2 protein-coding genes are annotated in these 12,634 nt (G+C 38.2%); one reads left to right on the forward strand and one right to left on the reverse strand.

Annotated features, from left to right (window positions below; all coding sequences use genetic code 11):
• Window positions 1-51: 51 nt before the first annotated feature.
• On the reverse strand, window positions 52-204 hold the full coding sequence (locus BBROOKSOX_RS06295) for a hypothetical protein (protein WP_180323886.1): 153 nt from the start codon (window positions 202-204) through the stop codon (window positions 52-54).
• Window positions 205-534: 330 nt separating this feature from the next.
• Between BBROOKSOX_RS06295 and BBROOKSOX_RS06300 the strand changes: the two genes are divergently transcribed.
• A partial coding sequence (locus tag BBROOKSOX_RS06300) for a two-partner secretion domain-containing protein (protein ID WP_139660380.1) occupies window positions 535-12,634 on the forward strand: 12,100 nt, incomplete at its 3' end.

The raw sequence follows: 12,634 nt of genomic DNA on the forward strand, positions 1-12,634 counted from the left end.
CAATTTTCGTATAAAGATAAAAAAAGGGGGGGCAAATATTAATCGAGATCTTTACATTGAGACTTTTGCATAAGTAGGGATGATTAGCAAAATGACAAGTTTTGCCGAATTGGTGATTTTATGAAATATAGTCATAGCAAAGCTATGGCTGTGTTTTATAAAATTGTCAAGTTGGCGAAAAATGGCGTTTTGATGATTATTCATATTTATGCAAAGGTCTCACATTAATTAACACATTCTATCAATCCAGCAAAACAACACCTAGTTAAAAAATGGAATTAGGACGATAGGTTATGAATTCTGTAAAGACTTTAAAGGGTTTTTAAAAAGCAGTAAATTAATATGTTGAAGTTTATGCTCTGATAAAAAAAAGGGGGGGCAAATATTAATCAAGATTTTTACATTATATCAACACATTCTACCGATCCAGCAAAACAACGCCTAGTTAAAAAATGGAATTAGGACGATAGGTTATGAATGATGTAAAGACTTAAAGGGTTTTTAAAAAAGCAGTGAATTAATATTTTGGAGTTTATGCTCTATTTAAAAAAAGGATTCGTCTACTTTCTTTGTTTTAATGTATTTATTACCAGTTTCCCCGGTTGGGTGCTTGCCGCCCTTATTCAGCCTTATGATGAAAAGGCTACATCGGTATTAAAGGCAGCTAATGGGAAAACGCAGCTCATTTATATTGCTAAGCCCAATGCAAACGGTTTATCACATAATCGTTATGACAGCTTTGATGTTGATCAAAATGGCGCTGCTTTTATAAATTTTAACGATGGAAATGAAGAAAATAGACAGTCTCAACTGGCTGGAACTGTGGCTAGTAATCCTTATTTATCAGAAGGGGGGTCGGCAAAGTTTATTTTGAATGAAGTTGTTGACGGAAAAACATCTAATATCGCTGGTTGGTTAGAGGTTGTTGGTAATAAAGCGGGTGTTATTATTGCTAATCCTTATGGTATTACCTGTAATGGTTGTGGTTTTATTAACACTTCAAGAGTAACCTTAACCACAGGTGAATCGAATTTTGACAAAGGTAATTTAAGTTTTGATATCAACCAAGGTAACATCAATATTGGCAGCAATGGTTTAGACGCTAAGGCGGTTGATATTCTTGATATTCTTGCAAAGGGTGTTAGGATTAATGGCATTATTAACGCCAAAAATATGTTGATAGTAGGCGGTAAAAGCAAGTTTTCCTATTTAACACGCCTGTCATCCGGTGTAGGCGACAGTGAAGATAACCCCAGTTATGCCATCAATGCCTCGGTACTTGGTGGTATGTATGCAGATAGAATTCATCTGATATCTCACGGTAAGAATGTGGGAGTTAAGGTGGATTCTAGTATGGCAACTTCAGCGGATGATATTGTTTTTACTGCTGAGGGCGATATTGAAATTTCGGGCATACTCAATTCTAAAAATGACATCATTATCACCTCTGATCAGTCTATTGATATCTATACGCCTGAATCAACAACAGCAACAGCAACAGCAACAACGGAGTCAAGCTCAGGCAATCATTTTTACGCCAACAATATTGATATTAATGCAGGGAAAAAAGTAAAAATTTCTGTTCAATCTATAGGGGCTAAGAACAATCTAAATATTACAGCGAATGATTTGATTAGTGATACTGCTCAACAGGGCGGTATTCGTTTTGCGAAAAATATCAATATTAATGTGGTTAATGGCGATTATAAGGCTTTAAACAAAGTTCAATACATTGCCAAAGAAAATATTGATATTAAGGCGACAACTGTTAGCATCCAAGGGGCAGATAGCGACAATAGGGTTAAATTGAATGTTAATGAGGGTAAGTTAAGCATATCGAGTCAATCGGTGAATATAAATAATGCATTTTTGGGCGTCAAAAACAATATCCAAATAACGGCACAAGGTGATTTGCAAATAGGGGAGGATGCCAAGTTAAATTCTCAAGAGGAAAATATCACAATAAATGCAGGTCAACTCACTTCTGAGGGTGTGTTACTTGCCAATAAAGACATAACGATTAAGGCAACCAAGGTCATTAATAGTGGTAATATGTTTGCTACTAATCAACTGGCTATTGATGCTACTGAGCTTGACAATCAGAAAAACATTGTTGCTGGCGAAGCGCTGTTGAGTATAGGCGAGACATTCACGAATGCAAAGAATGCTCAGATCCTTGTTGACAGTCGACTCGTTATCAATACACTATCAGACGGGATTTTAGCGGTTATTAACGCAGGATTGCTGGCATTGAAAAGCAGTTTGAATATCACTTCTGCTGATGGCACTACTCAATTCACTCCATCAACAGGCAGTTTAACGATCTCTGCCAACACACTTGATAATAGTGGCAATCTTTCTGCTAACAAAATAACTTTGAATGTTGACTCAAAATTGAGCAACCAAGCAGGTGCTAAAATCCTTGCCGACGAACAATTAACCATCAAACAAACTGCTAATGCATTGTCAACAAAGTTTTTAGAGGTTATTAACGCAGGATTGTTGGCATTGAAAAGCAGTTTAAATATCGCTTCTGCTGATGGCACTACTCAATCCATTCCGTCAACAGGCAGCTTAATGATCTCTGCCAACATACTTGATAATAGTGGCTATATCTCCGCTAATGAAATAACTTTAAAGATAGGCAAGAAGCTAAGCAATAAAAACAATGCCCAAATCTCTGCTGATAGCCAGTTGATCATTAAAAACACCCTTGATAGCACTACATCTAATAATTTAGTCGTGGACAACAAAGGGTTGTTGTATTCAAAAGATGTCTTAAGTATTTCTGCCGATAGACTCAATAACAAAAAAAATATTGTTGCTAACAAAGTAACACTCGATGTTGATACAAGCGTGAACAATCAAGCCAATGCCAGAATCCTTGCTGATGAGCAATTAATCATTAAACAAACGGTTAGTGTATTGCCAACAAAACTTTTAGAAGTTATTAATGCAGGGTTGCTAGCCTTAAGAAGCAGTCTCAATATCACCTCTACTGATGGTGCTACTCAATCTACCCCATCAACAGGCAACTTAACTGTTTTTGCCAACACACTTGATAATAGTGGCTATATCTCCGCCAATGAAATAACATTAAATATAGACAACACACTAGATAATAAAGACAATGCTCAAATTTCTGCTGACAGTCAATTGACCATCAAGCAAACCGATAATGCTCCAGCCAATCAATTGTTGACAGTGAGCAACAAAGGTTTGTTGTTTTCAAAAGATGGGCTCAATATTGCTGCCAGTACACTCAATAACAAAAAAAATATTGCTGCTAAAAAAACTACGCTAACTATAGGCAAAACACTAAATAATGCAGAAAGTGCACAAATCTCAGCCAACAACCAATTAACCATCAAAAGTCTTGCAGTAAACAACCAAGGATTGTTATTTTCAAAAGATGAGTTAATTATTTCTGCTAATACACTGGATAACCAGAAAGACATTTCTGCCAAGAAGGCAACACTCAAGATAAAGACAACATTAAACAATAGTAAGGGCGCTCGAATTTTTATTAATGACACACTTGATGTAACAGCAACAGCACTGAACAACAAGGGATACATTGAAGCCATCACATTAGGGGTAACGGCAGATAATATTAACAATGCTGAAGATGGCAAGATGTTGGCTGTTGATGCTACTTTTTCCGTGGATACTTTTGTCAATAATGGCAGTGTAAAGAGTACGGATGATCTGACCATACAGAAAAAGACTAAGGACGATAAAATAGCGACATTGGACATAAAAAATCAATTCTCATTTTATGCTGGGGGTACTTTTAATATTGTCAAAAACGCTGCAGGTGTGTTTAATGTTAATATTGTTGATGGTTTTGTTGCAAAAGGAATTCATTGGGTTATTAATAAACTTAATCTTAAGGGTTCTTTAAGATCTAGTGCAGAATTTCACTTACATGTGGCCGATGCGCTCACACTTGAGCAGAAAGAAGAAAAGAAAGCAATGATACTTTTGTCTGGCAAGCAGGTGGAGAATAGTATTAAGGTGGGCGGGGATCTCAATGTTTCTGCATACTCGTTAATATCGTCTGTTAGTAATTTAACACTGACGGCAAAACTCATTAATATAGCTGAAAACGCCGCTATAACGGGTTTTAAGTATTTGAATATTTTGGGTAATATTGACAACAAAGGGTTGATTTATTCTAACAAGACATTGGATTTAGTGGCGCCTAACTATATCCACAATACAGGCAAAGGTTGTGTTGCTAGCAATGGTTGTATTAGTGCTCAAAATCAGTTAAGAATAGCACACAGTCAAAAAGCGTTGACACTACCATCAGATGTTAAGTCTATTGTAGGGGAGATGGAATTAATTAATCAAGGCGATATTGCAAGTAAGGACATTCTAATCGTTGCCAAAAAAGTGGTTAATACCATTCCAAGTGACAGTAACTTTGGTAAAAAAGATAAAATGGTGCGTGTTTCTCAAACACTTGATGGTAAAGAGGCAAACGATCAAGAAGTACATAATAAATTGTCTACAGTAGGGCACAATGTTAAGATAGTAGAGGTATTTTATGAGGAATATCTTGATGGATTTAATCCTGATAATAACAGACCTAGTATATCAGCCATTGGTGGTAGTGGAAATTTAAGCATCTTAGGTTTTAAGGAAATTCAAAATACAGGGGGGACACTAAGTGCTACAAATATCCTTAATTTAACTAGCGGTGTGGACGACAGTCGAGTAATTAATCAATCAGTTAGTTTATTTAAGGTTACCAAAACCACAGAACATCGCACAGAAAAAGTCTGCCCCATTAGTGAAGTCTTGGGGGGGGAGTGTATCACAGAAATAACCTGCTCTGCTGTAGCCTGGGGGCTGCCATGTTTATTTACGCCCAAGGCTAAAGTCAAAGTTACTATAACAGTTAGTGAGTATAGAGAGAGGCTAATAAAAGGTTCAATACAAGCAGGATTATTTGCACAAGATATTGTGATAAATGCTGATTTTCACTACACAGGTGATATAAACAATGCATTGTCGGATCAAGAGATTAGTGACCAAACACAAAACACAGGGCAAGACGACCTACCGAAAGTACCTGAAGGAGGTGGGAAGTCAGAGATAGAGGATGCTAAGGTTGCAGAACCCGATAAAACAATAGAAGAAGAGGTTGAGCCCAATAACGAGGCAACAGGGATTGAATATACCGAAGCACAATATGACGCATCTATGTTGGGCAATGTTACAGAGTCTTTGCCAACTAATCCTTATGGTCTTTATTTACGAGCACAAGATTCTAACGCTCAATATCTTTATGAAAGAAACGCTTTATATACTATAGATGAGTATTCGCAACTGGATGTTAATTATTTGGCTGAAAAATTAAGAATAAAAGACACCACCAGAAAACTAGGTAATACAGATTTTGAAATACAATTAATTAAAAAACAAGCAGAAAGATTAAACGCAGTTTCGTATCTAGAATATGGTGACGACTTCACCATGATGCAGGCTCTTTATGATAATGCTGCAGCGTTCGTTAAGGCGAGTAAAGTATCTCCTGATAAGGCGAGTAAAGTATCTCCTGATGGTACGCCAGTTAAATCTAAGCCAATGCACGTTATGACAATTCCTGTATATGGTATGCCATTAACAGACAGTCAAATTGACTCTCTTGACAAGCCTATTATTTGGGAAGTATATAAAAAAGTTGCTTCTGGTGAAGTTGTTAGAGTGCCGAGGTTGTATATCCCCACAAGATTTAAAGTAAAGAGTGCTATGATAATGGCGACTGGTAACACCAATATTGATGTTACTTATCTACTGAATTCAGGGGGAGAGATTAAATCAGATTCTTTGTCAATTAAGACAAAAAACGACCTTGATGTTATTTCTGGAAAAATTAGTGGTGGCACGGTTATATTAGATGTAGGCGGTAATATTAATCTTGAAACCTTGAAAGTGCGTCGTGGTACAGTGAATAATTATTATGAAGAGTTGCTAGACAAGACCACAATTAGCGCCAGTACAGGGCTTAGCATTAAAACCAAAAATGATTTAAATGTGATGGCCAGTGATATTACTTCTGGGGGTGGAATAAATATTCAAACAGGTGGCGAAGTCAATATCAAAAATATTACCTTAGAAAAAGGCACCCATTCTGTTTCACACAGTCGTTCTGGTTTTTTAGGTTTAAATTCTAAGGAAACCACAACCACTACAACAACACAAACAAGTGCTCAATCCAGCATTCAAGCCGAGGGTAATCTAAGCATAATCGCTCAAAAAAACCTTAACATTGAAGGGGCAAATATAACAAGCCAGGCAAAAGTTATCTTAGGTAGCATAAAGGGTGATGTCAATATCACAGCACAAAAATTGGTTGATACAAAAAACACAACTGTTAAGGAGGAAAAATTTGAATTTAATGCGGATTCTGATGGGGAAGAAAAAACAGCAGATGCCACGCTCTCATTTACCACCACCACTACCAACACTTCTAATGTAGATACAACACATATAGGGTCAAATATTAGCGGCGGCAATGTTGTTATTTTTGCAAAAAATACAGCGAATTTTGAAGGTGCTACATTAGGCTCCAAAGGGGATTTAGTGGTAAAAGCCAACGATGTTAAGTTTAAGGCGGTTTACGATGAGTCAACAATGAACGAAGATGTATCCGAGGCAAAGCTAACACTTTCAGCCAATGCAGATGTTGATAATGCCAGTGTGGGCTCTAAGCTTACGGTTACCGATTCCGAAGATTCTTCTTATGAAAGGAAAGCACGAACTTCTACATTGAATGCTGGAGGCAATCTGGTCATAGTGGCTAACAACAGTGTTGAAAATGAGGGCACCCAAGCTTCTGCAGGAGAGGGGATTATGATTAAAGCCAAATCTGTTCACAATTATGCAGCCAAGAATATTCAAAAATTATCTGAGAAGGAGCAAAGTATTGCAGCGGGCATTAGCTATGGTGTGACTAACAACGGTATGGGGTCGTCTATAAACGGTGCAATTGAGCATGCTAATGCCGAAGATGAGACAGAGGCGAAAACGAAAACAGATGAAAGATCTGGCATGAATGCGAAAGAGTTGCTTAATAACAATAAGTTAGGAACTGAAGATGATCCTCAAGTTTCTATTTCATTAGCGCCTCCCTCAGTGCAAGCATCTATTACAAATGATAATGCAAACAGTGACAGTAAAACTAACTCCATTACATCAATCACCACGAATTTTAAATCAAAAGGGGGTATCACCTATGATGTTGAGGGTGCTATTAGAGATGTGGGCACCAATTATGAAGCGTCAGGCGATATTGTCATAAATGCAGCGGATTACACCAATAGTCAAGCCAATGATGTTGCCGAACAATTAAATGAAAGCGGTAGCATTGGCGGCACAGCAACGTTGAGTGTTGATGCCACAGCTGAGGCTACTGCAGGTGTTACTGGTTATTTTAGTAGCAAGGAAGATAGTGTGTTGTCTAGCACTGCTGTTGTTGGCAGCTTTAAAAGTGGTGGTAATATTAAAATCAATACCACCAACAAAGTATCATTAGAAGGCACAAACTTTGAATCAACAGGCGGGATTGATATTTATGGCGCTAAGGGGGTTGATTTTAAGCAAGCCTCCAACACAACAACCGTTCTATCAGACAGCAGCGATACTGATTTTAGTGGCAGTGTAAGTGCTGAGTTGACCTTAACGGGTGGCAGTGTTAGTGCAAGTGCAAATCATATGGAGAGCGAAAAATCCAAGGTTGAAACTACAGGGCTGGCTTCCACGATTAAATCTGGGGGCGCGATTAATATCTCTTCTGGCGACGGCGACTTAAAATTACAAGGAACCAATATAGAAACAAAATCAGATGTTTCTTTGTCAGGCAATAATGTGGTTTTTGAGGGGCTCAAAAGTACCACGATTGAAAAAGAAAAAACCGATGGCGGTGGTGCCGATCTTGGTGGAGGAGGAGGGGCATCTGGTGTTCATGGTAATTTCGGACTTAGAGTAACCAAGATTAGAAAAGATATTAATATAACCACAGTTACAGGCGGATCAATTAAGAGTAAGAACTTAACTGTTAAAGCTAAAAATAAAGCGCATTTTATTGGCACACAAGTTGATGCTGATTCATTGAATGTTGATGCCAAAGAATTAACCATTGAGTCCGCACAGAGCACCCAAAAAGAAGACAATAGTAAATTTAGGTTAGATGTTGCAGTTGAATTTTCCGCAGGCAAGGGAAATAATGGTGGCGGTTTTCATTTTGGTTTAGAAGATAACCATAGAAAAATAAACAATGTAACCAATCAAAATGCGACTTTTAATATCAAAAATAAAACCACACTAAATGTCAAAGGCGATGTGCTTCTTGCGGGTGCAAATCTTAACTCTGGCGGCACAGTAGAGGGCAATATTGGTGGCAATTTAAAAGTAGAAAGCAGGGCTGATATTATTCGAGAAGATATTCAAAAAAGCAAAATGACTGTGGGTGCTGGTACTCCTGCAGGGGTTACCAGAAAATCTTTTAAAGCGGGCAATGCTAGAGCCAGAGGGGGTATGGGGGTGGATGCCGTCACAACGATTGCAGGATCAGGTTTATTTGTTAAATCTAGTTCAAGCAAGAAAGACAATATAACGATTAATCAAAGAAGCGGGATATCTGGTGCATTAAATTTAAGAGTAGGCGGTAATGTAGAATTAAACTCAGCCGATGTAGATCAAAGTGGGCTAGAAGTTCAGGGCACAATTACCACCTCTGAGGTGAAAACTCGTAAAAATGAAAGCTCTAGTAGCACCAATATAACAGCAACAATTCAAAGTGCACTTGGTTATGAAGGCATTAATAAAGTCTATCAAGGCGGATCTATAGGGCCTGTTGCACCTAAAAGAATTAGGCAACGCTTAGGAGCGGGTGTGCGATCTTTAGGAAATAAAATTGTTGGTCAAACCCATATAAAAAAACCAACCAGCACACAAGCCACTGCACCTGAAAAGAGCACCCCAGTTGAGCAAGACAACAATAAAACGCCCAATGAAAATTCACAAAATGAACCTTCAAGCGAGCAAGACAACAACGAAACACCAGATCAACAACAAGAGGATAACACTGTAACTGAGCAAACGGAAACTGAGCAAACGAATACCCCTGAAAAGAGAACCCCGGTTGAGCAAGACAACAATAAAACGCCCAATGAAAATTCACAAGATGAACCTTCAAGCGAGCAAGACAACAACGAAACACCAGATCAACAACAAGAGGATAACGCTGTAACTGAGCAAACGAATACCCCTAAAGAAAGCACCCCAGTAACACAAGATAATAATGAAACAAAAACCCAACAACAACAAAAAACAAACAACAAAGATACCGATCAAGCATCAGGCGGCAAACCAAAAGAACAATCTTCAACAGCTAAAACTAAAAATGGCGGTGTCGTGATCTATAAAGTAGGCACAGACAATATCATCACAGAAGCCACCAACAGACTCTCTACCAGACTTAAAAGCAAATATGGTGAAGACAGTGTAGCGCTGGTTACAAAAAACAAAGACGGCTCATTTGTAATACAAGGCGATACAAGTAAAGTAAAAGATAACTATAAAGTCAAAATAATCGGACATGTTAAAGGCATAGGCGATGATGCCACCATGGAAGGCAACACCCAACAAAAAATTGCCACAGACCTAAAAACCATCCTCCCCGAACACCCACCACGCAAAGTATCCGTTACCGGCTGCCATTCAGATAAGTGTGGCAACAACGGTAACAGTTTTGTGTCAAATTTGAAAGAAAGTTTACAGAACAAGGGCGTACCTACTGAAGTTGAGGGTCATACAGGATATGTTGGTGTGAACGGTGAGGGTAGAGTAGTTCAAGGTGATCGAGTGCCTAAAGATAGCAGGATGATGGAAAAAGAAGATGCAGAACAAGCATCAGAGGAAGAAAGAAAAAAGTTGGACGGGGAAAAACAGCAAGAAGACTGGAGTAAGAGAGCACAAAAAAAATTGGATAGAGACTTAATAACTACAGTGATTCAGTCACAAAAAATAGAAAAAATGTTGGAAGAGGTGGAGGTCCTGTACACACAGAAGTATCAAGAATCAAGAGATGCGGGGTCGCAATTATTTCAAGCACACCTAGAATTAGTAAAAACAGAAGGGACCCTAAGAAGATACAATGAGGCAGCACTTGAATTATCGAAGGCAGCTACCGTGAAAAAAAATAAAAGAGAACTCTTACTAGCTGTGTCAGATACCCGAGATAAAATACAAGAAGATGCACGGAATATAATGCAGTCGTTTTTGGATAAATATTTAGAAAAACTGGGTATATTTCAAGAATCAATAGATGAGGCAAGCAAAAAACAAGAAGATATTGAAGTTCAGATTGAAAAAGTAAATAACGATATAAGTAAAAACAAAGAGAAAAGCACAGAAGAATCTCTAGTAGAGCCAGATGCAGTAAATCAGGAAGGTAAAAGATTGCAAGTAATGCTGGATAAGCTAATAGCAGAGTCAAAGGTCATAGATCAAAAAATATCAGTCTTATTAATAGAAAGGCTAATGGCGCAGATGACAATGAATCAAGAACTGCAAGTAAAAGCAACATCAGTGATTGATGCGACTCAAAAGAAAATAGATAGAATGAAAGATGAAATAGAAGAAACGAAAAAAATAGAACAAGAGGCAAACGCTCTAAAACAGACATATGAGAAAGAGGCGAACGTAGCCGATGGAAAAATAATAAAATTAGGGGAGCAACTGAAAGAAGAGAATGAAAAACAAGCTAAAACCAAAAAAAATAAAACCCCAATAACAAAAAAATTAACAAAGGCACGCGCCAGTTTGGCGAATGCAAAGCGTGGAGAGGCTGGTGCCGAAAGGTTAATTGGCATACTATTAGAAAAAAAGGATACTTTGACAAGCATTCTAAATGATTTTAGGCAATCAATGTCAGAAGATTATAGTGAAGAGCAATTAATAGATCTAAAAAAAGAGGTGCCCCGTTTAGAAGAAAAATTCCGAGAAGTTAGGGGTTATACAGAAGCGCAAAACACACAGGACACTTTGTTTCAAGAAGCCCAAAAAGCAGTCACCATACAAGGTGCGATTGTTGGCATGAATAGTTTGAGGCAAAGTATTGCCGAAACTAGAAGAACGAGAAAGAAAAACCTAGGGATCATCGCTACATATGATAAAAAAATAAAACTCCCGCAAGAAGACTCTAATCCTGAAGGCACAAAGATAGCAAGAAAAATAGTGATTATCAAGCAATTGAACGCCGATCAAGAGCAGCGTGAACGCATTGAAGAGTTTAGAGAAATAAGCGAACATTTAGAAAATAATACAACAAACCCCCTTCAGGCAAGCTTTCATGATGAAGCACTAAACAATAGTTTTGATAATATACTACAAAAGAGTGCAAATTTTACAAAAACCTATATAACGGACGAAGAAATTGTTCCAAATCTCAGAGGGAAGGGCACCGAAGCCCTTGGAAGGCTGATTGCAGAGGATTTTGAAAAAAATACGACTCTGGATACAATCGAAGGTCTTTTTGATAAAGCGCGATTAAGTTCTGAAACCCAAGGCCGGTACAAGAGGGTGCTTCTGGACAAAAAACGCCCTATTTATGAGCGTCTTGAGGTGCTCTCTGAGTTAAAGGAACATGCCGCTAAAACGAGTGAGGAAAGGCAATATAGGGCTGAGAAACGCAATGTTAGCTTTGGACTAACGCCCAATGAAATAAGCGAAAAGAATTTAGCTCTCAAACAACAGAAAGAAGAAGTAAGACAAAGTGCCAGAGATGCTAAAAAACAAAAAAAAGAGGAAGAGATAAGCAGAGCGGAGGAAGAAAGTAAAAAAAGAAGAGACAAACTCATTGAGAAACAAAATGCAGCAATGTTTGCACGTCAAGCAGCAGCAGCAGCAGATGCTCAAATAAGACTGAAGAAAAATAAAGAATACGAAAAAGAAAAGAGAGAGAGGATTAGGTTACAACAAGAAAAGGCGGAACAGTTCAATGAGGCTGAGAGGGAGAGACAAAGACAACCCGTTGACCTTAGTAAACACAACCTAACTTATAGACATGTAAAGTATGGCGACTGGCAGAGGGCATTTAATAAAGAGAAAATAGAAATAAGAGTCGCAAAAGGCAGTCATCACAAGCTACTAAAAGAAGTTGAAGGAAGAATGGTGGTAGTGACATTTGTTCGAAACCCAGGTGCTGAAATAAAAGCCGCCTCCATACAAACAATGAACTTAGCATTTCATCTTAGCAGAAGCACCTTGGAGAGTCTTGGTGTTATTATTCACGAGATAAAAATTCCACCCACCCTATCTGTCACAACACAGAAAGCAAGTGCCAGCACCTCTTCAAACCAACAAAAAACTCGCAGAAAAACAAAAACCCGACAACAAAAAACAAGCGACAAAGACATAGGTCAAGCATCAGGCGGCAAACCAAAAGAACAATCTTCAGCAACTAAAAAGGGCGGTGTGGTGATCTATAAAGTAGGCACAGACAATATCATCACAGAAGCCACCAACAGGCTCTCTGCCAGACTTAAAAGCAAATATGGTGAAGACAGCGTAGTACTGGTTACAAAAAACAAAGATGGATCATTTGAAACACAAGGCGATA

Source organism: bacterium endosymbiont of Bathymodiolus sp. 5 South (genome assembly GCF_900128535.1).
Taxonomy (GTDB): domain Bacteria; phylum Pseudomonadota; class Gammaproteobacteria; order PS1; family Pseudothioglobaceae; genus Thiodubiliella.